The following is a 23220-nucleotide window of genomic DNA, read 5'->3' on the forward strand; positions in this document are numbered from 1 at the left end:
CTTCATCACCCTCCCCTGCCCCACTTCTACAAAGCCCGCTCGCCTACGCACCTTTCCTGCCCACCGACCTCCTGCGCCAGCATGGTGCCTTCATCGCGACCGATACCCGCTTCGCCGCCGCCACCCGACTCCTCGCCGCTCTTTGGCGCGCCGACCGCGGCCTAACCGCGGGCCTGCATGTCCGCCGCCTCCCGAACGGGCGAACGCGTTCGTCCCCTGCCGGCTGGCGCCTCAGGCCAGACGCAGCCAAGGCTGATGCGGCTTTCTTCTCCGCCGAGACCGCTGCGTTCGTGCAAAAGGCGCTGGTCCTGCGCGAGCCCGGCGCGCTCTGGGACGAGGCCAAGATCCGCGGCAACCTCTTGTCCTCGGCTGGCCTTGCCCTCAACCTCTTCGTCGCGCAGGCTCTCGACCTCACCTTGGCCACCCGCGTCTGGGCGCGTCTGTTGCCGGACTTTGTCCATCAGGTCACCGCCATCCGCTTCGAGACCAGCCCTGGCCGGGATGATCCCACCTACCTCGGCGATGGGACCGCCTTCGACCTCGTCGTCGACGTCATCACGCCGGACGGTGAGCCTGCCTTCATCGCAATCAAGCTGAAGTTCATCGAGGCCATGGTCGGCCCTGCTGCCTCACCGCGCCCTCGCTACACCGAGACTGCCCACGAAAGCCGCCTTTTCGTCGATCCTGCCAATCCCCTGCTCTACCGCCCCGGCCTCGAGCAACTGCGCCGCGAGCATTGTCTGGCCCAGCTCATGGTCGATCAGAGCGTCACATCTCGCGCCTGCTTCGTCCTCGTCGGTCCGCGCCTCAACCGACGCGTGACAGCCAGTGCCAAGCTTTACGCGGCCCAACTCGTCAATCCGGCCGGCGCCAGCCCAGACCGCGTCGGCTTCGTCCATCTCACCCTCGAGACGGTTCTCGCTGCCCTGCACGCCGCTGGTGCGGAGGAGCAGGCTGAGGCCATCTTCGTCCGCTACCTCGACCTCGACCGTGTCGCGGCGCTGGCGCTGGGCGACCCGCCGCCCGAGCCACCGACCACAGCAGCGCCCCTGCTTCTCCTCCCAGCCCCTTCGTCAACCGATGTGCCGACCGCTGCGGCGCGGGCTCGCGCCTGCCCTGACCGGCAGACCCAAACGGGGCCCCGCCCGAAACGTCTAGCGCTCACACGCCGCAGGGAGCCAGACATTGCCCAATCCAAGGCGGGCGCGAAGACAGGCAGACCCACGCCTTCGTCAACCTATACGCGTCGTCAGCGCCGCAGCCCCGATGTCTCGTCGTCGGAAGCTCTCTGATGGCCGGCCCGCTCCTCACCGCCGCTCAGCGCACAGCGCTCCTCGCCAACGGTCAGCGCACCGCCCGCGGCGAGGACATCGACCCAAAGCCCGTCGTCAAACTCTTCATGCCGGACGGACCTGGCACCTGGCTCCTGACCGAGCTCGATCCAGACCAGCCCACCCGTGCCTTTGGTCTATGCGACACTGGCCTGGGCTCGCCTGAACTCGGTTACGTCTGCCTCGTCGAGCTCGCCGCACTACGCGGCAGGCTTGGGCTGCCGCTTGAACGCGACCGCCACTTCGTCGCCGACCGGCTGCTCTATACCTACGCTACCGAGGCTCGCTGCACGGGAAGGATTGGAGCATGAGCCAGATCGCGAACCGCTCTGACCCCAACGCTCTATCCGATGTCATTGCCAGCGATGATGAACTCATCCCACACGTGACGCGCGATCCCGACACGGGGCTGCCCTGGCCCGAGCCGACCTGTCTCGAACCGGACTTCGTTGCGCTCGCGTTGTTCCTGTTCGATGCCTGCGCCGAGGCGACGGACGGCTGCCTTGTCGAGCCCGACGGTACCTGCGTGCACGGCCACCCGTCCTGGCTCAAACGTTTCGGCGTCATCTAAGGGTAACCCTCGCCTTAACCGGTCCGATGCACCAGCAGGGCAGCCAATGTGGGTGCGTGCGCCGGTCACAGAAGGAGGGAGATGGCGCGCATGCCGTGAGGCTTTCTTCGGCGCGCCGACAACGCTGTCTGTTCGAGCCACTTCCGTCCCGGCGTCCAGCGAACTCCCGCTATGAGGTAAGCGGAATTTTTGCTATATGGAACAGTAGTTTAGCTGGCCATGGTGGCTCATGCGATGTGGATAGATGCTGATGGCCGACCTCGCTTATTTTTCCAGCAAGGGGGCCTTTTCCTTGAAGGAGTTTCTTCACTGGTCCGGAATCGGCCGTACGAAGACGCTTGAGGAAATCACGGGTGGCCGCCTCCGCGCGGTCAAGGTGGGCCGACGCCTGCTCATCCCAGTCGAGGCCGCACAGGATTGGCTCGCGGCTCAGCCTCGTGTCGGAACTATTGGCACCGCAAATACGCCGCCTGCCGAGACCCGAGCACGCCATTGAAGGGGCCACTGCGATTCAGGCGACCGTCGTTCGGTCGCCTCGCACAGGCTGAACTTCGTGGACCCGCGCCGAAGCTACTTCGGAACACCGTCAGCCCGACGGTCAGTCCGGAACCGCTATGCCGCTTGTCATCACATCGTTGCCTGTCACACCGCCTGCTCGCACCGCGCCCAGCCCGACAGACACTGATCGGACCGCTGCCAGAGACGCAACCCCGCAAAGCCGCATCACCGCGCAGATCCTGGCACAGCTCGAGACGGCAGATCCCGCGGCGTGGACGCCGCCCTGGCACGGGGCCGACCCTCTGCCGTGCAACGCCCTCACCGGCTGGCGCTATTCGGGCATCAACATCCTCGTCCTCTGGGTCGCCGCCCAGGCAAATGACTACACCGACCCACGCTGGGCCACCTACCGGCAGTGGGCCGCCCTCGGCGCGCAGGTGCGTCGGGGTGAGCGCGGTACTGCCGTGCTCTTCTACCGCGACTTGACGCTTGCCGGCACCGATACGGTCGACGGCGCTGATCACGGCCCTCGGTTTGTTGCGCGTACGAGCCACGTCTTCAATGCTGCTCAAGTCGACGGTGCCTCTGACCGGGCTGCACATCTGCCGACCTGCTCGGCACACGACCCACTCCCAGTCCTCACCACTTTCATCTCAGCCACCGGTGCGCAGGTCGTCGAAGCTGGCACCCGCGCCTATTACAATCTTAGGACTGATACCATTCGCCTGCCGCCGCAGATTAGCTTCCACACAACCGAGGGCTACGCCGCTACGCTTGCCCACGAGTTAATCCATTGGACCGGCGCGCCGCAGCGCCTCGGCCGGGATTTCACCGGCAGCTTCGGTAAGCAGGCCTACGCCGCGGAAGAACTGGTGGCCGAACTCGGAGCGGCCTTCGTCCTGGCCGACCTCAACATCGCTCGCAGCCCGCACCCCGACCACGCCAATTATCTCGCGCACTGGCTGCCACTTCTACGCACCGAGTCCCGAGCGCTTGCCACCGCCGCCGGTCACGCCTCTCGCGCTGCTGCGTACCTGGCTGACCTGCAGGTTGCCGTAGGCCGCGGCCCCGTCGACATCGGCGCCTCGGTAATCCCTGCTGGATCAAGCCAAAGCGATGCCACCACAGGTCCTATCCGAGCAGCGGCCTGAACCTGCTACCACAGGTACAGGTATATATACCTGTCTTATAATAGATAGCTTTTATATTTACAGGAACGATTGTGCTTGGTATCCAGAGGCGTGGCGAACGGTTCGGCCCGGCCCGACGCCTCGGGATACGGGGAACCAACCGTTCGAATGCAAAGCGGCTCCAGACCGCTCATATAACCAGCATTGCCGCCATGCGCGTGGCTTAAGGGAGGATGTTATGAGCTTGGCGACAGGCTTGCCATCGGACTTCACTGAGCCGCTGCTAGAAGTTGATGGCGTCACGTTGCAGTACAAGACCCCTCACCACCTGGTCACGGCGACCTACCGGGTCAGTTTCCAAGTGTTCCCGAGCGATCGGTTTGTCCTGCTCGGCCCTTCGGGATGCGGAAAATCCACCCTCTTGAAGTCGGTCGGCGGCTACATGGCGCCGACGGAGGGCCAGATCCGCCTAAAAAAACAGGTTGTCGTCGAGCCCGGACCGGACCGAATGATGGTGTTCCAGGAATTTGACCAGCTCCTGCCCTGGAAGACCGTGCGCCAAAACGTGGCCTTCGCCCTCGAAGCCTCGGGGCGCCTGGCGGGCCGAGCCGCCGACGAGCGGGCCATGCACTATATCGACAAGGTTAACCTCTCGTCCTTCGCAGATAGCTATCCACACATGCTCTCGGGCGGCATGAAGCAGCGCGTGGCCATCGCTCGAGGCATGGCGATGGAGCCCGACATCCTGCTGATGGACGAACCGTTCGCGGCGCTGGACGCGCTGACCCGCCGGCGGATGCAGGACGAGCTCCTGGCCTTGTGGGAGGAGACGCGCTTCACGGTGTTGTTCGTCACGCACTCGATCCCCGAGGCGATCAAGATCGGCTCGCGCATCCTCCTGCTCTCGCCCCATCCCGGCGAGGTCAAGGCGGAACTCAACACCGCCGCCTCGCCGCAGGAAATCCAGCAGCTGGAGCAGCGCATCCATCAGATGCTCTTTTCCGAAGAGATTAAGGAGGCGGAGAATGTCTAGGACTGCGAAGGCGCTCGTGTCCCCCATCTCCCTCGGTCCGGTCCGCCCCGAGATCGTCCGCGAGACCGGCGGCGCCTATGGCGGCGCCATCGTCGAGAAGCCGCTTTCCACTGTCGAGCGCCTATACAATCACGGCTGGCTGCGAAAGCTCGTGATCCTGGCGGTGCTGGCCCTGATCTGGGAGGCCTATGGGCGCTACCTCGACAACGACCTCCTGTTCCCGACCTTCACCGCCACTGTCACGGCCTTCGCTCACGGGGTCGCGGACGGGACGCTGGTGCTGCGGGCCTGGGGCTCGATCAAGGTGCTGCTGATCGGGTACGCCCTCGGGATCCTGCTGGCGACGGTGCTGACCGGCATCGCGATCAGCTCGCGCATCGGCACCGACTTCCTCGAGACGATGACGTCGATGTTCAATCCCCTGCCGGCGATCGCGCTGCTGCCGCTGGCGCTGATCTGGTTCGGCCTCGGCAATGGCAGCCTCATCTTCGTGCTGGTCCATTCGGTCACCTGGGCCATCGCGCTGAACACCCATTCGGGCTTCCTCTCGGTCAGCCGGACCCTGAAGATGGTCGGTCGCAACTACGGACTGCGCGGCAGCCGGCTGATCACCAAGATCCTGATCCCTGCGGCCTTCCCCAGCATCCTCACGGGCCTCAAGGTCGGGTGGGCCTTCGCCTGGCGCACCCTGATCGCCGCGGAGCTCGTCTTCGGCGTCAGCTCGGGCTCGGGCGGCCTCGGCTGGTTCATCTTCGAGAACAAGAACATGCTCGACATCCCCAATGTCTTCGCGGGGCTTCTGACGGTGATCCTCATCGGCCTCTGCGTCGAGAACCTGATCTTCCAGACCATCGAGCGCCACACCCTGCAGCGCTGGGGCATGCAGGCCTAGTCAATCGAGGTCGGAGCGGTAGTTGAGCGCTGCCGTCCAGCTCTGGCGATACTCGATCGGGGCGCCGCTCAGAGCCACGGCGACCCGGCGCACGAGGAGAAGGGGTGTCTCCGGCGGGCAGCGGAGAGCCTCCGCGATGGTGGGGCTCGCCCGGTCGGTGGCGATCGTGTCGCGCGCCCGCGCCACGGTCTGGCCGCAACGCGCCTGGTAGAGCACGTAGATCTCCTCCAGCATCTCAGCCCCAGGCTCAAGTTTCAGCGCGGCGAAGGGCTCCGCCGGCAGCGCGATGCGCTCATAGATCATCGGCACGCCGTCCTCGCTGCGGGTGCGCAGCAGGACCAGCACCTTCGCCCCCGCTCCCAGACCGAGGGCGGCCCGGTCCTGCGCATCGGCCCGTGCGGTCCCGGCCGCGAGGACGTGCGCCACAGGGCGGAACGGCCGCCCGTCGTCGTGGACGAAGCGCAGGAAGCGGAACCGCGACCGGTCGCTCGAATGGGGCACCACCTGCGTGCCGCGTCCGTGCTGGCGCTCGAGCAGGCCCTGCCCGACGAGGTCCTCCATGGCCTTGCGGATCGTCCCGATGGAGACGCCGAGGTCGAAGGCCAGCTGCGGCTCGCTCGGCAGGTAGCCGCCCGGCTTCCAGGTCCCATCCACGATCCGGCGCAGCAGCAGATCGCGTGCCTGTAGGTAGAGCGGACGGCTCGCCAAGGGGGCAGCCACCGTGGCGGCCAGAGGAGCGGCGAAGCGCGCGTCCAGCGGCTCGCTTGGTGACGGCGCTGCGGAATGCGCTTGTGGTGCGACGGCGCGCATACGATTCGACATCGGCAACTCATGTGTATGACATATGACCGTTGACAGCGGTCGACGCGAGGCTATCGTGGCCCTCGGCACCGGACCAGAGAATTCGGGCCTGCCCAGGAGGAACACATGGCACTCGGCCGTTTCATCCGGCTCAGCGGAGCCGCGGCCCTGCTCTCGGCGAGCCTTCTGGCCGGCTCGGGATCCGCCCTGGCAGAGGCCGCCGTAGTGCGCCTCGCCAAGCAGTTCGGCATCTCCTACCTGCCCCTCACCGTGATGGAGGAGGAGCACCTCCTTGAGAAGCAGGCCCGCCAGCAGGGCCTGGAGCTCAAGACCGAGTGGCTGCGCTTCACCGGCGGTTCCGGCATGAACGAGGCCCTGCTCTCGGGGAACCTCGACTTCGCCGCTGGCGGCGTCGGGCCGATGCTGACGATCTGGGGGCGGACCCGGGCCAACCTGCAGGTCAAGGGCGTGGCGGCGCTCAATGCGATGCCGCTCTGGCTGGTCTCAGTGAACCCGGCGGTCAAGTCGATCAAGGACTTCACCGACAAGGACAAGATCGCTTTGCCCACGGTGAAGAGCTCCATCCAGGCGATCACCCTACAGATGGCTGCCGAGAAGGCCTTCGGCCCCGGCCAGCAAGGCAAGCTCGATCCGCTGACGGTCTCGATGGGCCATCCCGATGCACAGACGGCGATGCTCGGCGGCCGCTCCGAGATCACCGGGCATTTCGGCTCGCCGCCGTTCCAGGAGATGGAGCTGAAGGACCCGCGCGCCCACAAGGTGCTCGACAGCTACGACGTGCTGGGCGGGCCACACACCTTCAACCTCGTCTGGGCGAGCAACCGCTTCGTCAGCGCCAACCCGAAGATCGTGGCGGCCTTCCGGGCCGCCCTGGACGAGAGCTTGGCGCTGATCAAGGCGGAGCCCGCCAAGGTGGCGGCTCTGTGGATCAAAGCGGAGAACGCCCGGCTGACCGAGGCGGAAGCCGTGGACATCATCCGCGCGCCGCAGACCCAGTGGATTAGCGCGCCGCTGAACATGCTTGCCTATCTCGACTATATGAACCGCGCCGGCCTCGTGGCCGCGAAGGCCACGGATCAAGGCGAGCTGTTCTTCCCCGGCGCAGTCGCCAAGGCGGAGCGCTGAGGCATGAACGCCCCTGTCCCCATTGCTTCCCCGGCAGATCCGACGATCGAATCCTTGCCCGGTGCGACGCTGACGGTGCGTATCCGGCGGGACGACGCCTTCCAGGTCTTCACCGTGGCGCGGCGCCCGGCCCAGACCATCCTCGACGTGGTCACCGAGATCCAGCGCGAGCAGGATCCGACGCTGGCCTACCGCTTCGCTTGCCGAGTCGGCATGTGCGGCTCCTGCGCCATGATGGTGAACGGCCGTCCTCGCTGGACCTGCCGCACCCGGGTCGCGGCGGTGGCGGAGAACGACGGCCTCACCCTTGAGCCCCTGCGAAACCTGCCGGTGATCAAGGACCTGGCAGTCGACATGGAGCCGTTCTTCCAGAAGTGGACGGCCGCCCACGGCGCCTTCGAGCCAGGCGACGCGCCGCCCGAGGACTTCGCCGTGGTGGCCCCGGATTCGCCCGAGCGCCGGGCGGTGGATGCCGGCATCGAGTGCATCAATTGCGGCGTCTGCTACGCCGCCTGCGACGTGGTCACCTGGAACCCGGACTATCTCGGCCCGGCCGCCCTCAACCGGGCCTGGACCCTGGTGAACGACGTCCGCGACCGAGGCCAGGATGCACGGCTCGAGGCCGTGTCCGGGGATGCTGGCTGCCAGTCCTGCCACACCCACATGAGCTGCACGGAGCATTGTCCGAAGGCGCTGGCGCCGACCTTCGCGATCGCGGGCCTGAAGCGCGCTACCGCCCGGTCCGCCCTGAAGCGCTTCGGCACCCGGCACTTCCGGAGGTCGGCATGAGCCCCCTCCTCTACGTGGCGCAGCGCGGCACCGCTGTGATCCTTGCCGTCGCCGTGACGGTCCATCTCGGCACGATCCTGTACGCCGTGCGTGGCGGCCTCACCGCCGGGGAGATCCTCGGACGGACGCAGGGCAACCTCGCCTTCCTGCTGTTCTACGGCCTCTTCGTAGTAGCCGCCGCCATCCACGCGCCGATCGGCCTGCGTAGCATCCTGCGCGAGTGGACGCGCTGGCGCGGACGCTCCCTCGACGGGGCGATGCTCGCCGTCTCGGCGCTCCTCCTCGTCCTCGGCCTGCGCGCAGCGTTGGCGGTCTACGTCGCATGAGCGCCGGGACACAGACCGCCTTCCCCCGGCGCGGCACCCGCCGCACGGCACGGCCGCGGGCGGGCTTCGCCGCCGCCCTGCTGCATCGCCTATCCGGGATTGCCCTTGCCCTGTTCCTGCCGATGCACTTCATCGCCCTCGGCACCGCGCTGCAGGGGGCCGACCGCCTCGAGAGTTTCCTCGGGCTGACCCATAACGGCTTCGTGCGGACGGCCGAGTGGGGTCTCGTCAGCGCGCTCGCCCTGCACATGGTCCTGGGTCTTCGCGTGCTCGCCATCGAGTGGTTCGCGACTCGGGAGCGGACGGCGCTCATCGTCTCAGCCTGCGTAGCGGCAGGGCTCGCGGTCGGGCTCCTGTTCCTGCTTGGCGGCGCGTGAACCCAATTCCTGCAAGGAGACCGACATGGATCTCGACCTCACCGAAGTCGAAGCGGTGTGCAAGGACCTCTACGTCCGCGCCCTGAAGCTGCTGCCCCCCGACATCAAGGCGGGCTTCGCGGAGCTGGCGCGGGAGGAGACCAGCGCCACCGGCCGGGCGATCCTCGGCACCATGGTCGAGAACATCGCGGTGGCCGAGCGCACCAAGAACATCCTGTGCCAGGATACCGGCATCCCGATCTACAACGTGACGGTCGGGCGCGACGTGCGCTTCGACGGCGCCGACCTCAAGGCCGCCATCCGGCGCGGCTGCGCCCGCGCCACCACCGAGCACTCCCTGCGCTCCTCGGTGGTCCACCCGATCACCCGCGTGAACGAGCAGACCTCCTGCGGCATCCGCGTGCCGATCATCCACGTGGATTTCGACGATCGGCCCGAGACTGTGTCGGTCGAGATGATCCCGAAGGGCTCGGGTTCGGAGAACGGCTCGTTCCTGCAGATGCTCCTGCCCTCTGACGGCATCAACGCGGTCAAGCGGTTCGTCATCGACAGGGTGATCGAGCTCGGCGGCCGCGTCTGTCCGCCGACCATCGTGGGCGTCGGCATCGGCGGTACCTCGGACCTGTGCATGCACCTCGCCAAGGTGGCGGCCACGCGCAAGCTGCGCACCGCCTGTTCCGACCCGGAGGGCGCACGCATCGAGGCGGAGCTGTCGCGCGCCGTAAACGAGCTCGGCATCGGCCCGCAGGGGCTCGGCGGCCGCTCCACCAGCTTCGCCGTCCATGTGGAAATCGCCGCGACCCACATCACCCAGAACCCGGTGGCGGTGAACATCCAGTGCCACTCGGCCCGCCGGGCCAAGGCGACCTTCACACCCGGCGGCATCGCCTTCGACTGACCCGAACGCCTTATCGACACCGCCGGGAGGGCAGCGCCATGCACCACGTTCTCGACATGCCGATCGACGAGGCGCAGGTCCGCGCCCTGAAGGTCGGCGACACCGTCACCCTGCGGAAGACCCTGTTCGGCATCCGCGATGCCACCCTGATCCACATGTTCGACCGGGAGCGCCGGACACATCTCGATCTCGCCGGCCACGCGGTCATCCATACCGCGCCCAACGTCCACCGGGTGCCGGTCTCGGCCGAGGCCCCCGTCGGCTACGCGCCGTTCTGCATCGGCACCACCACCTCCATGCGGATGGAGCGCTTCACCGACGCCCTGATGCGGCGGGAGGGCGTGCGTCTCATCGTCGGCAAGGGCGGCATGGGTCCGAAGACCCTGGAGGCCTTCGCCGAGCAGGGCGGCGCCTACCTCGCCATCGTCGGGGGCGCCGCCGCCCTGGAGACGACCTGGATCGAGCGGATCGAGGACATCGACCTCGACGACCTCCATCCCGAGAGCCTGTGGAAGTTCGCGATCCATGATTTCGGACCGCTTCTGGTCGGCATGGATTCGCACGGCGGCTCGCTCTTCGCCGAGGTCCAGCGCGACGTCGCTAGCCGGCGGGATGCCGTCATCGAGAGCCTGGGAGCCGCCCGATGAACGCCGTGCCGACGACCATCGAGACCGACATCCTCATCCTGGGCTCGGGGGGAGCCGGCCTGTTCGCTGCCCTCCACGCCAAGAAGGCCGCCCCGGAGCTCGAGGTCACCGTCGCGGTCAAGGGGTTGCTCGGCAAGTGCGGCTGCACCCGCATGGTCCAGGGCGGCTACAACGTCGCCCTCGCCCCGGGCGATTCGGTCGAGCGCCACTTCATGGACACGATCGAGGGCGGCAAGTGGCTCAACAACCAGGAGCTGGCCTGGACCCTGGTGACCGAGGCGCAGGTCCGCATCCGCGAGCTCGAGACGGAGCTCGGCTGTTTCTTCGACCGCAATCCTGACGGCAGCGTCCACCAGAAGGCCTTCGCCGGTCAGACCTTCGACCGCACCGTGCACAAGGGCGACCTTACCGGCATCGAGATCATCAATCGCCTCTCCGAGCAGGTCTGGCGCCGCGACGTCCGGCGCCTGGAGGATCACCGCGCCCTCGAGCTGATCCCAGCCGCCGATGGCTCCGGCCTCGCCGGGGTGCTGATGCTCGACATGCGGACCGGCATCCCGGTCCTGGTGCGGGCCAAAGCGACCCTGCTCGCCACGGGCGGCGGCCCGACCATGTACAAGTTCCACACGCCGTCGGGCGACAAGACCTGCGACGGCCTTGCCATGGCGCTCCGCGCGGGCCTGCCCCTGCGCGACATGGAGATGGTCCAGTTCCATCCCACCGGCCTGCTGGCGGGGGCCGGCACCCGGATGACTGGCACGGTGCTGGAGGAAGGCCTGCGCGGGGCCGGAGGCTACCTGCTCGACGCCTCGACTGAGCGCTTCATGCACCACTACGATCCGCGCGCGGAGCGGGCGACGCGCGACGTCGTCAGCCGCTCGATCATGCGGCGCATCCGCGACGGGCATGCCACCCCGAACGGGGGCGTCTACATCCAGATGAGCCATCTCGGGCCCGAGGACGTGCGGCGCAAGTTTAAGGGCATGGTCGATCGCTGCGCCGATTGTGGCTTCGACCTCGCCGGGGGCCTGGTCGAAGTCATCCCCACCGCCCATTACATGATGGGCGGGGTCGCCTTCCGTCCCGGCTGCGGCACCGAGCTGCCCCGCCTCTACGCGGCCGGGGAGGATACCGGCGGGGTTCACGGGGCCAACCGCCTCGGCGGCAACGGCGTCGCCAACTCGACGGTTTTCGGGGGCCTGGCTGGCTCCGCCATGGCCCGCGACATCCGAGGCATGCGGTTCCGCGCCGAGCCCGATCCCCGCGCGGTCGAGGTGGGGCTCGCCCGCGCCTACGGCCCCCTCGGGCGCCCGGCTGGGGACCTCGAGGCAATCCGGGAGGCCCTCTACGCGACCATGTGGGACGATGTCGGCATCCTGCGCAACGCGGCCGGGCTGGCGCGGGCCGGCAAGCGCCTCGACGCCCTCGCCGCCGCGGTCGCGGAGGCCGGCATCCCCGACGGCGACCGCCGCTACAACCTGACCTGGATGGACCGGCTCAACCTCGAGAACCTCGTCCTCGTCAGCCAGTCGATCCGCGCCGCGGCGCTGTCCCGCACCGACAGCCGCGGGGCTCATTTCCGCGAGGACTTCCCCGACGCCTCGGATCTCGCCACCTCGCACTACACCGTGGTGCGCCAGGGCGCGGCTGGTCTCGACGTCACCATGGAGCCCGTCGCCTTCACCCATGTGCGCCCCGGCGCCTCCCTGCTCGACGCGGCGGCCTGAGGCCGCCCCCCGCACGCGGGATCTCGGAGAGAGACGCCATGGACCAGTCCCAGGGCCGGCCACGCGGAGCCGACATCGTCGTCGAGACGCTGGAGCGCCTCGGCGTCAGCCGCGTCTTTACTCTGTCGGGCAACCACATCATGCCGATCTTCGACGCCCTGCTGGGCACGAACATCGCGGTGGTGCATGTGCGCCAGGAGGCCGCCTGCGTGCACATGGCCGATGCCTGGGGGCGCCTGACCGGTGAGGTCGGAGTCGCCCTGGTCACCGGCGGCCAGGGGCAGACTAACGGCGCCGCCGCCCTGTTCACGGCGCTCGCGGCTGAGAGCCCCATCCTGCTGCTCTCGGGCCATGCCGGCTTGTCGGAGATCGGGCGCGGCGCATTCCAGGAACTCGCCCAGGCCGACATCGCTCGCCCGATGACCAAGGCCTCGTGGACGGCCGCCTCCGTCGATACCCTGGCCGACGACATCGCACGGGCTCTGCGGATCGCCCGAGAGGGCCGACCGGGCCCCGTGCATCTCAGCCTGCCGGTCGATCTGCTGGAGGCGCCCGCTGCGGCCGCACCGTCGCTCCCTCTCGACGCCTCAATCCGAGTCGGCGAGCCCGGCGCCGACCTCATCGCGGCCATAGCGGCGGAGCTCGGCCGGGCGCGGCGCCCCCTGATCCTGTGCGGCCCGGCCGCCTGCGGCGCGGAGGGGCACGGGCGGATGGCTGCGCTGGAGGCGGCCTCCGGCATCCCCGTGCTCGGCATGGAGAGCCCGCGCGGCCTTAACGATCCGAGTCTGGGCGCCTTCGCAGAGGTGCTGGCGCAGGCCGACTGCCTCGTGCTTGTCGGCAAGCCCCTCGACTTCACCCTGAAGTTCGGCGAGGCGCCCGCGGTGGCGCCGGCCTGCCGCTTCGTCGTCGTCGACCCCGACCCGGCCCTCGTCGCACGGGTCGACCCGAATCGGCTCGCGGTCTCGGGCACGGCCGACGCCTTGCCGACCCTCGAAGCCCTGGCGCGCCGTCTCGGCGACGAGCCGCGTCCGGACTGGCACGCCGCCGTGCGGGAGGCGGTCGATTACCGGCCGCCGGACTGGGACGACTGGCGCGGCTCCGAGGGCCGCCTACATCCGGTGGAGCTGTGCCGGGGCGTCGCCGCCTTCCTCGACCGGCATCCCGGCGGCACGCTGATCTGCGACGGCGGCGAGATCGGGCAATGGCCCCAGGCCCTGGTGAACGCTCCCCGGCGCCTTATCAACGGGGTCTCGGGCACCATCGGCGCGTCGCTGCCCTTCGCCCTCGCGGCCCGGCTCCACGACCCGGCCGGTCCCGTGGTGGCGGTTTTGGGGGACGGCACCTTTGGCTTCCACATGGCCGAGTTCGACACCGCCGTGCGCTACGGCCTGCCCTTCATCGCCGTGGTGGGCAACGATGCTCGCTGGAACGCCGAGTACCAGATCCAGCTCCGCAACTACGGCGCGGCGCGGGCGCAACACTGCGACCTCCTGAGCTCGCGCTACGATCGCGTCGCGACGGCGCTCGGCGGCTACGGGGCCCTCGTCACCCGGGCCGAGGACCTGCCCGAGGCCCTGGAGGACGCTTATGCGAGCGGCCTGCCGGCCTGCCTTAACGTGCTGATCGAGAGCGTGCCCGCCCCGGTGATCCGGCGGCCGAAGGCGGGCTGACCGCAGATCCCCAACAAGGCTCCGACCCAGGGAGGTTCACATGCGCCGACGCGACGTACTGGCCCGTGGACTACTCGGTGCGGGACTGCCCCTCCTCGCGGGGCTGCGGCCGGCGCAGGCCGAGATGCAGGCGGTCAGCATTGCGCGCCAGCCAAGCCTGGGGCACCTGCCGCTGATGCTCATGGAGGACCAAGGCCTGCTCCAGAAGCACGCCGCGGCGCGGGGCCTGTCCGGGCTCGGCGCCCGCTACCTTACCCTGGCGGGCGGGGCCGCGATGAACGACGCGCTCCTGTCCGGCTCGGTCCAGTTCGTGGCTGGTGGCGTGCCGCCCCTCGTCCTGCTCTGGTCCAAGACCGAAGGAACCGGCATGGCGGTGAAGGGCGTTGCGGCGATGAACGCCATGCCGCTCCTCATGAACACCAACGCGGAGCGCATCCAGTCGCTCGCCGACTTCACCGACCGGGACAAGATCGCCTTGCCCGCGGTGAAGGTCTCGGTCCAGGCCATGTTCCTGCAGATGGCGGCCGAGAAGGCGCTCGGGGAGGCGCGGCGGAACGATCTTGACCGCCTGACCGTGACTCTGTCGCACCCGGACGGCATGGCGGCTCTCTTGTCAGGTCAGGAGGTCAGCGCGCATTTCACCGCCGCGCCGATCCAGGAGCTGGAGCTGCGCAAGCCCGGCATCCGCACGATCCTGAACACCTTCGACGTGCTCGGCGGTCCCTCGACCTTCAACGTGGTCTGGGCCTCCGCCGCCTTCGTTGAGGCCAATCCCACCATCCACGCCGCCTTCACGGCAGCCCTCGAGGAGGCGGTCGCGTCCATCGCGGGCGACCTCCGGGCCGCCGCCCAGGCCTATGCGCGCCTCGCCCGCGACGGCTCCGACATCGGCCTCATCGCGTCGATCCTGGCCTCGCCCCAGGTCACCTTCACGACGACGCCCCAAGCGATCCTGCACTACGTCGACTTCATGGCCCGCACCAAGGCGATCCGCCGCGGGGCCCGGGACTGGCGAGAGCTGTTCTTCGCCAACGTCCATGGCAAGCCCGGTAGCTGAGGCCTCGCCCGTGGCCTCAGTGCAGCAGGCCCGGGAGCGCCAGGGCGGTGGTGGTGAAGCCGATGGCGGCGAGCAGCGCCAGGACGATGGACCGGAACCGGCGCTGATCGATATGGGAAAACAGCGACAGCCCGGCCAGCACGCTGACGAGGACGATCGGGAGGCCGAGCGCGAGGTCGGCCATCAATTCGGGCGGGAACGGATTGAACGCGGCCAGGATCGTCAGGGACCAGATTTGCAGTACCAGGGTGAAGCTCTGGTAGACCGCGCGCTGCATACGAGGCTCCCAGCCGCGCACCAGGCTCCAGGCGGTGGGAAGCGCACCCGACAGCCCGGCGATGCCGCCGAGGATGCCGCCGAGAAAGCCCACGGCGCCGTCGCTCCAGGCATTGCCGAACGAGACCCGGTAGTCGGTGCGCAGCAGCGCCACCACGGCGCTGTAGAGGATCAGGAAGACCCCGATCATCACCTTCACCACCTCGGGATTGAGGTCCTTGAGGAGGTAGATCCCGATTGGCGCCCCGAGGAGGCCAGGGCCGATCATCGCCAGGGCCGTCGCGCGAGGCGGCAGGGTCCGCAGCCGCATCACCGACAGCGCCTGCGAGAGGATGCTGCAGGTCAGCACGAGGGCCGTCGCCTCGATGGGAGCCCGGATCGACAGCAGGGTGCCGGAGGCCACCAGGGCGAAGGCGAAGCCCGTCAGCCCGGAGATGAGGCCGGCGCAGCTCAGGCACAGGACGATCTGGAGGGTTTCGCTCACGGTGCGTATCGGTCTCCGGACGGCGCATCGGGCAGCGCACGATGCTATCGATGCTTGTCTTATATAAGATTAATGACTGATCAAGCCGCTTCTTCGCGGCGCGCCGAAGAGCGTTCGCTTCCCCTTTATGCTCAAGCCGGCGAGCGCGTTTCCCAATCGCTGGAGCTTTCATCACGATCTGTGATTGACGGGGCAAATTAAGATGTCTTATACAAGACTCAGTCGCCGCAAAGAGCCGACGGCTTCACCAAGGAGGATCCTGGAATGAGCAGCCACGCCGGATCGGGCGAGGGGCGGACGAAGCCGCACCTTCTCGCCCACAGCCCGCTGGACAACGTTGCCGTCGCCGTCATCGAGGGCCTGAGCGCCGACACCGATGCGTTCGGCGTCATCACCGAGGACGATTCGACCTTCGCGGTGAACGTCCGCCACGACATCCCGATCGGCCACAAGGTGGCGCTCACCGACCTGAAGGCCGGCGACACCGCTATCAAGTACGGCCAGGATATCGGCAAGATCATCAAGGACGTCGCCAAGGGCGAGCATGTCCACGTCCAGAACCTCAAGACCAAGCGCTGGTGAGGTCGCGATGCCCGGAGAGTCGATCATGAACGCCCCAGAGACCACCTCCCCCTTCGTCGGCGGAGCCCCCGACCAGTTCGCGACGGGGGCCCTCGGCTCCGCTCGGCCCTCGACGGACGTCAAGGCCGCCAGCTTCATGGGCTGGCGCCGCGAGAACGGCCGCGTCGGCGTACGCAACCACGTCGTCCTCCTGCCCCTGGACGACCTCTCGAACGCCGCCTGCGAGGCGGTTGCGAACAACGTGAAGGGCACGATGGCGCTGCCCCACGCCTACGGCCGCCTGCAGTTCGGCGAGGATCTCGATCTCCACTTCCGCACCCTGATTGGCATCGGCTCGAACCCGAACGTGGCGGCCGTGGTGGTCATCGGCATCGAGGACCAGTGGACCAACCGGATCGTCGAGGGCATCGCCATGACGGGCAAGCCCGTGGTCGGATTTGGCATCGAGGGGCACGGCGACATCGCCACCATCGCCAAGGCCAGCTACCAGGCCAAGCGCTTCGTGCAGTGGGCGACCGAGCTGCGCCGCGAGGAATGCCCGATCGCCGACCTTTGGATCTCGACGAAGTGCGGCGAGTCCGACACCACCACCGGCCTGTCCTCCTGCCCCACCGTGGGCAACCTCTACGACAAGCTGATCCCGCAGGGGATCTACGGGGTGTTCGGCGAAACGTCGGAGATCACCGGCGCCGAGCACCTCTGCCGCGAGCGCGCCGCCACCCCCGAGATCGGCGACAAGTGGTTTACCATGTGGAAGTCCTACCAGGACGACGTCATTGAGGCCCACAAGACCGACGACCTCTCGGATTCCCAGCCGACCAAGGGCAACATCCTCGGCGGCCTGAGCACCATCGAGGAGAAGGCGCTCGGCAACCTCGAGAAGATCGGCCACGACTGCCGTTACATTGACGCGCTGCAGCCGGCCGAAGCCCCCGCCAAGGGGCCGGGCCTATACTACATGGACACCTCTTCGGCGGCGGCCGAGTGCGTGACCCTGATGGCGGCGGCGGGCTACGTGGTCCACACCTTCCCCACCGGGCAAGGCAACGTCATCGGCAACCCGATCGTCCCGGTGATCAAGATCACCGGTAACCCGCGCACGGTGCGCACCATGGGCGAGCACATCGACGTCGACGTGTCGGGCGTCCTGACCCGCGAGATGACCATCCCGCAGGCCGGCGACGCGCTCATCGACATGGTGGTGCGGACCGCCAACGGACGGCTCACGGCCGCCGAATCCCTCGGCCACCGCGAGTTCGTGATGACGAAGCTGTACCGGAGCGCCTGACGGGCGCAGCCTCTCCCGCCGCGTTCCGGACAGGGACGCGGCGTCCCGTCCCGACGCCATCGGGTCTTTCGCGAAGGGATGAAGACCGCGGAGCGGCGCATCTTGTTCGAAGCGCGCGTGGGAGGAACGCTAATGCGGTTCTTGCGATCGATCTACGGTCAGGTCCTGATCGGCATCGCCCTCGGCATCGTCGTGGGCGTGTTCTTTCCAGACTTCGCCGTCGATCTAAAAATCCTCGGCGACATGTTCATCAACCTGATCAAGATGGTCGTCGGGCCGGTGATCTTCTGCACGGTGGTAGTCGGCATCGCCCATGTCGGCGACATGAAAAGCGTCGGCCGCATGGGCCTGAAAACGCTCGTCTACTTCGAGGTCTCGACCACCGTGGCGCTCGGAGCCGGCCTGCTGTTCGTCAACCTCCTGCGGCCGGGCGACGGCATCAACGCCACTATCGAGAGCCTGGACGCCAAGAGCGTCGCCACCATCGCCGGCAAGGCGCATGCCCAGAGCGTGATGGAGATCATCGCCAACATCATCCCGCACAGCGCGGTCGACGCCTTCGCCAAGGGCGACCTGCTCCAGGTGATGTTCTTCTCCGTGCTCATGGGGATGGGGCTCGCCGCCATGGGACCGAAGGGGCAGTTCCCCCTGAAGGTGATCCACGCCTTCGGCGATATCCTGATGAGGGTCGTCGGCATCATCATGCGCTTCGCACCCATTGGGGCGTTCGGTGCCATGGCTTTCACCATCGGCAAGTTCGGCCTCGGCATCCTCGCCCAATACGGACTGCTGATTGTCTCTCTCTACCTGACGTTCTTCGTGTTTATCGTGCTGTTCCTTGGTAGCGTGATGCGGTTCTACGTCGGTCTCAGCCTATGGAAGTTGTTCCTCTACGTCCGCGAAGAGATGTTCATTCTCCTCGGCACCACCAGCACCGAATCCGTCCTTCCCCGCCTGATGGCCAAGCTCGGGGGCCTCTCCGTGGAGAAGGGCGTCACCGGCCTGGTGATGCCGGCCGGCCTGTCCTTCAACATGGACGGGTCGTGCATCTACCTGACCATGGCGATCGGTTTCATCGCCCAGGCCTTGAACATCCCGCTGACCTGGGAGCAGGAGCTCGGCCTCCTCGCGATTGCCCTTGTGACCTCCAAGGGGGTGGCGGGTGTAGCTGGCGCCATCCTGTTCGTGCTGGCCGCGACGCTTCAGGCGTCCCAGCTCCTGCCCGTCGCCGGCATCGCGCTGATCATCGGCGTCGATCGGATCCTCAACGAGCTGCGCGCCATCACCAACGCCATCGGCAACATGGTGGCAACGCTGGTGATCGCCCGGTGGGAGGGCAAGATCGACCTCGCCCATGCCCGCGCTGTCCTGGACGGGCGCATCCAGCCCGACCTCGACAGCCTCGACGAGCCGGACGAGGTGGTCGACGAACCGGCACCGCCGAGAGCCGCCTCGAAACCCGTCCGTCACGGGGCGATGCCCGTCGGGGTTGCGGCGACCTGAACCCCAGCGCTTCCAGTGCCCAACCAGAGCCCCAGTGCCATGCCGACATCAGACACCCCGACGGGCCGCGTGCCGAAAGTCGTGATCAGCGAATTCATGGACGAGGCCGCCATCGCAGACGAGCTCAATGCGTTCGCGACGCTCTACGACCCGGGCCTGGTCGATCGGCCGGGCGACCTGCGGGCGGCGCTGGCCGATGCGGATGCCCTGGTGGTTCGCAACCGCACCCAGGTGAACGCGGCGCTGCTGGCCGCCGCGCCCGATCTCAAGGCGGTCGGGCGCCTGGGCGTCGGCCTCGACAACATCGACCTGGACGCCTGCCGAAATCGCGGCATCGCGGTCTACCCCGCCACCGGCGCCAACGACGTCGCGGTGGCCGAGTACGTGATCGGCACCGCGATGCTCCTCCTGCGCGGCGCCTACGGCGCCACAGTCGCGGTGGCGGCCGGGACCTGGCCGCGCAACGCGCTGATGGGCCGGGAGATCGCGGGCAAGCGCCTCGGCCTCGTCGGGTTCGGCGCCATCGCCCGCGAGACCGCCCGCCGCGCCCTCGCCCTCGGGATGCGGGTCTCGGCCCACGACCCGTTCCTGCCGGCTGACGACCCGGCCTGGCGGCCGGATGGCGGCGCGGTGGCGCGAGTCGATCTCGAGGCGCTCATCGCCGGCGCCGACGTCCTGTCCCTGCACGTGCCGCTGACACCCGAAACCCGGGGGATGATCGATGCGGGCACCATCGCCCGGATGCCGGCTGGGGCGGTTCTGATCAACGCCGCGCGGGGTGAGGTGGTCGACGGCGCGGTCGTGGCGGACGCGCTGCGTTCCGGGCATCTCGGGGGGGCCGCCCTCGACGTGTTTCCGCAGGAGCCCCTCGACGCGGCCGCGGGCGCCCTTTTCCGCGACCTGCCCAACCTCGTTCTGACGCCGCACATCGCGGGTGTGACGCAGGAGTCCAACGTGCGCGTCTCCCGCGTCACGGCGCAGGCCGTGCGCCTCCACTTCTCCGAAGGCTGACAGCCATGACCACCCTGAGCCTCGCCGCCGCCCACACTCTCGTCACCGAGGCCCTTATCCGCTGCGGAACGCTAGCGCCCGCCGCCGGAAGCGTCGCACGCGCCCTCGTCGGCGCCGAGGCCGACGGGTTGAAGGGCCACGGGCTCTCGCGGGTGACCTCCTATGCGGCCCAGGTCCGGGCCGGCAAGGTGGTGGGCGACGCCGCGGTCGCGGTGACGCGGCCCCGGCCGGGTCTGCTCGCCGTCGACGCCGCCCACGGCTTCGCTTATCCGGCCCTCGAGGCGGTGGTGGAGCAACTTCCGGCGATCGTCCGGGAGCAAGGCGTCGCGGCGGCCGGCATTCGCCGTTCGCACCATTGCGGCGCGGCCGGCCGGCCCGTCGAGGCCCTGGCTGAGGCCGGGCTCGTGGCGATTCTGTTGGCCAATACGCCCGCGGCCATGGCTCCCTGGGGCGGCTCGCGGGCGGTGTTCGGGACGAACCCCCTCGCCTTCGCCTGCCCCCTGCCGGGCCGCGCGCCGATCGTAATCGACCTGTCCCTCTCGAAGGTGGCGCGCGGCGCGATCATGGCCGCCCGCCAGCGCGGCGAGGCGATTCCTGAGGGTTGGGCCCTTGATGCCGCGGGCGCGCCGACCACTGATGCGGCCGCAGCCCTCAAGGGCACCATGGTGCCGCTCGGCGATGCCAAGGGTACCGCGCTGGCCCTGATGGTGGAGCTCCTTGCCGCTGGCCTGACCGGCGGACGCTTCGCCAGTGAGGCGAGCTCCTTCCTCGACGCCGAAGGCGATCCGCCGGGCACCGGTCAGCTCGTCGTCGCGTTCGCGGCGGATGCCTTCGGCCCTGGAGCGCTGGCGCGGTTCGCGGACCTCGCCGGCTCCATCGAGGCCCAGGACGGGGCTCGCCTGCCCGGTGCGCGCCGCCTCGCCCTCCGGGCCCGGGCCGGGGCCGAGGGCCTCGCCGTCCCGGACGCCCTCGTGGCCGAGATCGAGGCGCTCGGTCGATGAAGGCCACCATCCTGGACGGGGCCCGCCCCCGGCCGCCGGCCCTCCGAATCGAGCGATTGCCCGGAGCGGGGCTCGGCCTTAACGAAGGACGAGACACCGTGCTGGGAAAGCTCTCCCTCCCTCCTCCCACGCCCGGGGATCAGGGGCGCGCCGACATGGAACGTACGGGTGGTCAGGCGGTGGGCTTCCGGCCTCTCTACCGGCAAGTCTACGACACGCTCCTGCGCCGCCTCGCCGACGCGGTCTGGCAGCCGGGCCAGATCCTCCCGAGCGAGGGGGTGCTCGCCACGGAACTCGGCGTCAGCCAAGGGACGGTCCGGAAGGCCCTAGACGCGCTCACCGCCGACAGCCTACTGGTGCGTCGCCAGGGGCGCGGTACCTTCGTGGCCGAGCACGACGACGTGCAGAGCGTCTTTCGCTTCTTCAAGCTACGCCCCGATGGGGCGGTGGCCGGCACGCCGACGAGCCGGGTCGTCTCAATCGCGGAGGCCGCCGCCACCATCGACGAGCGCGACCGTCTCGCTCTCCTGCGCAACGCGCGCGTGGTGCGGCTGGATCGGGTGCGCGCCCTCGATGGACGCGTCTGCTTGTTCGAGACGATCGCGGTTCCGTCGAGCCTGTTTCCCGGCCTGGCGGCGATGGAGCTCCCGAACACGCTCTACAGCCTCTACGCCACCCGGTTCGGGATCACCATCGCCACCGCGCACGAGCGCCTGAAGGCGATCGCCCTCATCCCGGACAAGGCGGCCCTGCTGGGGATGCCGGCGGGAACGCCGGTCCTTGAGGTCGACCGCGTCGCCGTCGACCTTGAGGACCGACCGGTGGAATGGCGCCTGTCGACCTGCCTCACGGAAGACATGCACTACGCCTCCGTGCTGCGATGACCGCGCGGACGAGGCGGACGAGTTCAGCCGGTTGGAGGACGTGGGAATGACCGAAACCGATCGCAGGACCCTCCTCCGGCAGGCCGGGGCGGCCCTGATCGCGGCCACCGGCGCGGCCCTCACGCCCTGGGCGGCCCGGGCGGGCGATGCCGTCACCTTACCCTTCGGCAACGGGGAGCGGTCGCTCGTAGCCTACCCGGCCAAGCGCCCGCTCCTGCAGATGACCGCGCGGCCACCGCAGCTCGAAACGCCGTTCTCGGTGTTCGACGAAGGCGCGATCACCCCGAACGACGCCTTCTTCGTGCGCTACCATCTCGCCGACATCCCCACCGAGATCGACCCTCAGGCCTTCCGCGTCGAGATCGGCGGCCATGTCGAGCGCCCGGTCTCCCTCTCGCTCGCCGACCTCAAGGGGATGGGCGGGACCGAGGTGGTCGCGGTCAACCAGTGCTCGGGCAACTCGCGCGGCTTCGTCGAGCCGCGGGTCGCGGGCGGCCAGCTCGCCAACGGTGCAATGGGCTGCGCCCGCTTCGTCGGCGTGCCCCTGAAGACCGTCCTCGACAAGGCAGGCGTGAAGGCCGGGGCCGTCCAGGTCTCCTTCGAGGGGCTCGACGGCCCGGTCCTTCCGGAAACGCCGGACTTTGCGAAAGCGCTCACCCTCGACCACGCCCGCGACGGGGCGGTGATGCTGGCCTGGAGCATGAACGGGCAGGACCTGCCCTGGCTCAACGGCTTCCCGTTGCGCCTCGTGGTGCCAGGCTATTACGGCACCTACTGGGTGAAGCACCTCAACGCCGTCACCGGCCTTCGACAAGCCCTACGAAGGATTCTGGATGAAGACGGCCTACCGCATCCCAGACAACGCCTGCGCCTGCACCGAGCCCGGCAAGGCGGCGGACAAGACCGTGCCGATCGGCCGCCTCAACGTCCGCTCCTTCGTAACGAACCTAACGGACGGAGCGGACGTCAAGGCCGGCAAGGTGGCCCTGCGCGGCATCGCCTTCGACGGCGGCTCGGGCATCAGGACGGTGGAAGTCTCCGTCGACGACGGTCGGACCTGGAGTCCGGCCAATCTTGAGCAAGACCTCGGCGGCTACGCCTTCCGGCGCTGGAACGCGGAAGTCGATCTGGCCACGGGGGCGCACGCGATCCGGGTCAAGGCCACGGCCAACGACGGCGCGACCCAGCCGATGGAGCCTCGGTGGAACCCGCCGGGCTACATGCGCAACGTCATCGAGTCCGTCCGGGTGCGGGCGGCATGAGGAGGATCACGATGACGAGGGTCACAAGCAGAACGG

The 23220-nt window shown here is 68.5% G+C and carries 24 protein-coding genes and 1 pseudogene; 23 read left to right on the forward strand and 2 right to left on the reverse strand.

Annotated features, from left to right (window positions below):
* The 7 genes from FV226_RS28000 to FV226_RS14280 all read left to right on the forward strand — a co-directional run.
* The coding region (locus FV226_RS28000) for a hypothetical protein (RefSeq protein WP_187278759.1) at positions 1-1292 on the forward strand (1292 nt) is incomplete at its 5' end.
* Positions 1292-1642: a DUF2958 domain-containing protein gene (locus tag FV226_RS14255; RefSeq protein WP_147763419.1), complete on the forward strand. Its 351-nt coding sequence runs from the start codon at positions 1292-1294 to the stop codon at positions 1640-1642. The genes FV226_RS28000 and FV226_RS14255, both read left to right, overlap by 1 nt.
* Complete coding sequence (locus tag FV226_RS14260) at positions 1639-1902, forward strand: hypothetical protein (protein WP_147763420.1); 264 nt, start codon at positions 1639-1641, stop codon at positions 1900-1902. The genes FV226_RS14255 and FV226_RS14260 overlap by 4 nt, the downstream gene beginning before the upstream one ends.
* A gap of 250 nt (positions 1903-2152) precedes the next feature.
* Complete coding sequence (locus FV226_RS14265; RefSeq protein WP_147763421.1) at positions 2153-2398, forward strand: hypothetical protein; 246 nt, start codon at positions 2153-2155, stop codon at positions 2396-2398.
* A 118-nt stretch (positions 2399-2516) separates the two neighbouring features.
* Positions 2517-3551, forward strand: coding sequence for a zincin-like metallopeptidase domain-containing protein (locus FV226_RS14270; protein WP_147763422.1), 1035 nt, complete (start codon positions 2517-2519; stop codon positions 3549-3551).
* Between the two features lie 223 nt (positions 3552-3774).
* Positions 3775-4563 (forward strand): ABC transporter ATP-binding protein, encoded by a 789-nt coding sequence (locus tag FV226_RS14275; RefSeq protein ID WP_246691602.1) that lies wholly within the window; start codon positions 3775-3777, stop codon positions 4561-4563.
* On the forward strand, positions 4556-5455 hold the full coding sequence (locus FV226_RS14280) for an ABC transporter permease (protein WP_147763424.1): 900 nt from the start codon (positions 4556-4558) through the stop codon (positions 5453-5455). Before FV226_RS14275 ends, FV226_RS14280 begins: the two co-directional genes overlap by 8 nt.
* Here FV226_RS14280 and FV226_RS14285 read toward each other — a convergent pair whose 3' ends face one another.
* Positions 5456-6277: a GntR family transcriptional regulator gene (locus FV226_RS14285; RefSeq protein WP_147763425.1), complete on the reverse strand. Its 822-nt coding sequence runs from the start codon at positions 6275-6277 to the stop codon at positions 5456-5458.
* Between the two features lie 105 nt (positions 6278-6382).
* Between FV226_RS14285 and FV226_RS14290 the strand changes: the two genes are divergently transcribed.
* From FV226_RS14290 to FV226_RS14330, 9 genes are read left to right on the forward strand one after another with little or no spacing between them, the layout of a single operon-like run.
* On the forward strand, positions 6383-7402 hold the full coding sequence (locus tag FV226_RS14290) for an ABC transporter substrate-binding protein (protein WP_147763426.1): 1020 nt from the start codon (positions 6383-6385) through the stop codon (positions 7400-7402).
* Positions 7403-7405: 3 nt separating this feature from the next.
* Positions 7406-8191: a succinate dehydrogenase/fumarate reductase iron-sulfur subunit gene (locus FV226_RS14295; RefSeq protein ID WP_147763427.1), complete on the forward strand. Its 786-nt coding sequence runs from the start codon at positions 7406-7408 to the stop codon at positions 8189-8191.
* Entirely contained in the window at positions 8188-8517 is a 330-nt protein-coding gene (locus FV226_RS14300) for a succinate dehydrogenase (protein ID WP_147763428.1), read from the forward strand. Before FV226_RS14295 ends, FV226_RS14300 begins: the two co-directional genes overlap by 4 nt.
* On the forward strand, positions 8514-8894 hold the full coding sequence (locus FV226_RS14305; protein WP_147763429.1) for a succinate dehydrogenase: 381 nt from the start codon (positions 8514-8516) through the stop codon (positions 8892-8894). Before FV226_RS14300 ends, FV226_RS14305 begins: the two co-directional genes overlap by 4 nt.
* A gap of 25 nt (positions 8895-8919) precedes the next feature.
* On the forward strand, positions 8920-9792 hold the full coding sequence (locus FV226_RS14310; RefSeq protein ID WP_147763430.1) for a fumarate hydratase: 873 nt from the start codon (positions 8920-8922) through the stop codon (positions 9790-9792).
* Positions 9732-10439 carry a fumarate hydratase C-terminal domain-containing protein gene (locus FV226_RS14315; protein WP_348644110.1) on the forward strand — a complete coding sequence of 236 codons (708 nt, stop codon included), beginning with the start codon at positions 9732-9734 and terminating at the stop codon, positions 10437-10439. The genes FV226_RS14310 and FV226_RS14315 overlap by 61 nt, the downstream gene beginning before the upstream one ends.
* Entirely contained in the window at positions 10436-12166 is a 1731-nt protein-coding gene (locus FV226_RS14320; protein ID WP_147763432.1) for an FAD-binding protein, read from the forward strand. Before FV226_RS14315 ends, FV226_RS14320 begins: the two co-directional genes overlap by 4 nt.
* Before the next feature lie 38 nt (positions 12167-12204).
* The gene (locus FV226_RS14325) at positions 12205-13836 is read left to right on the forward strand and encodes a thiamine pyrophosphate-binding protein (RefSeq protein WP_147763433.1); all 1632 of its coding nucleotides are present in this window, start codon (positions 12205-12207) and stop codon (positions 13834-13836) included.
* Between the two features lie 40 nt (positions 13837-13876).
* On the forward strand, positions 13877-14893 hold the full coding sequence (locus tag FV226_RS14330) for an ABC transporter substrate-binding protein (RefSeq protein WP_147763434.1): 1017 nt from the start codon (positions 13877-13879) through the stop codon (positions 14891-14893).
* A 16-nt stretch (positions 14894-14909) separates the two neighbouring features.
* On the opposite strand, the gene FV226_RS14335 is transcribed toward FV226_RS14330, so the two are convergent.
* Entirely contained in the window at positions 14910-15653 is a 744-nt protein-coding gene (locus FV226_RS14335; protein WP_147763435.1) for a sulfite exporter TauE/SafE family protein, read from the reverse strand.
* Positions 15654-15917: 264 nt separating this feature from the next.
* On the opposite strand from FV226_RS14335, the gene FV226_RS14340 reads away from it, so the two are divergent.
* The 7 genes and pseudogenes from FV226_RS14340 to FV226_RS14370 all read left to right on the forward strand — a co-directional run bounded on the left by FV226_RS14340 (position 15918) and on the right by FV226_RS14370 (position 23184).
* Positions 15918-16235: a UxaA family hydrolase gene (locus tag FV226_RS14340; RefSeq protein WP_147763436.1), complete on the forward strand. Its 318-nt coding sequence runs from the start codon at positions 15918-15920 to the stop codon at positions 16233-16235.
* Between the two features lie 136 nt (positions 16236-16371).
* Positions 16372-17523, forward strand: a complete 1152-nt coding sequence (locus tag FV226_RS14345) for a UxaA family hydrolase (protein ID WP_147763460.1) — start codon at positions 16372-16374, stop codon at positions 17521-17523.
* A gap of 132 nt (positions 17524-17655) precedes the next feature.
* Entirely contained in the window at positions 17656-19026 is a 1371-nt protein-coding gene (gene dctA / locus FV226_RS14350; protein WP_147763437.1) for a C4-dicarboxylate transporter DctA, read from the forward strand.
* A gap of 69 nt (positions 19027-19095) precedes the next feature.
* A complete protein-coding gene (locus FV226_RS14355; RefSeq protein ID WP_187278762.1) occupies positions 19096-20037 on the forward strand; it encodes a hydroxyacid dehydrogenase in 942 nt (313 codons plus the stop codon).
* A 5-nt stretch (positions 20038-20042) separates the two neighbouring features.
* Positions 20043-21038, forward strand: coding sequence for an Ldh family oxidoreductase (locus FV226_RS14360; protein ID WP_147763438.1), 996 nt, complete (start codon positions 20043-20045; stop codon positions 21036-21038).
* A 155-nt stretch (positions 21039-21193) separates the two neighbouring features.
* Entirely contained in the window at positions 21194-21922 is a 729-nt protein-coding gene (locus FV226_RS14365) for a GntR family transcriptional regulator (RefSeq protein WP_147763439.1), read from the forward strand.
* A gap of 46 nt (positions 21923-21968) precedes the next feature.
* Positions 21969-23184: pseudogene (locus FV226_RS14370) on the forward strand (molybdopterin-dependent oxidoreductase).
* The last annotated feature ends 36 nt before the right edge of the window (positions 23185-23220 follow it).

This window comes from Methylobacterium sp. WL12 (genome assembly GCF_008039475.1).
GTDB lineage: Bacteria > Pseudomonadota > Alphaproteobacteria > Rhizobiales > Beijerinckiaceae > Methylobacterium > Methylobacterium cerastii.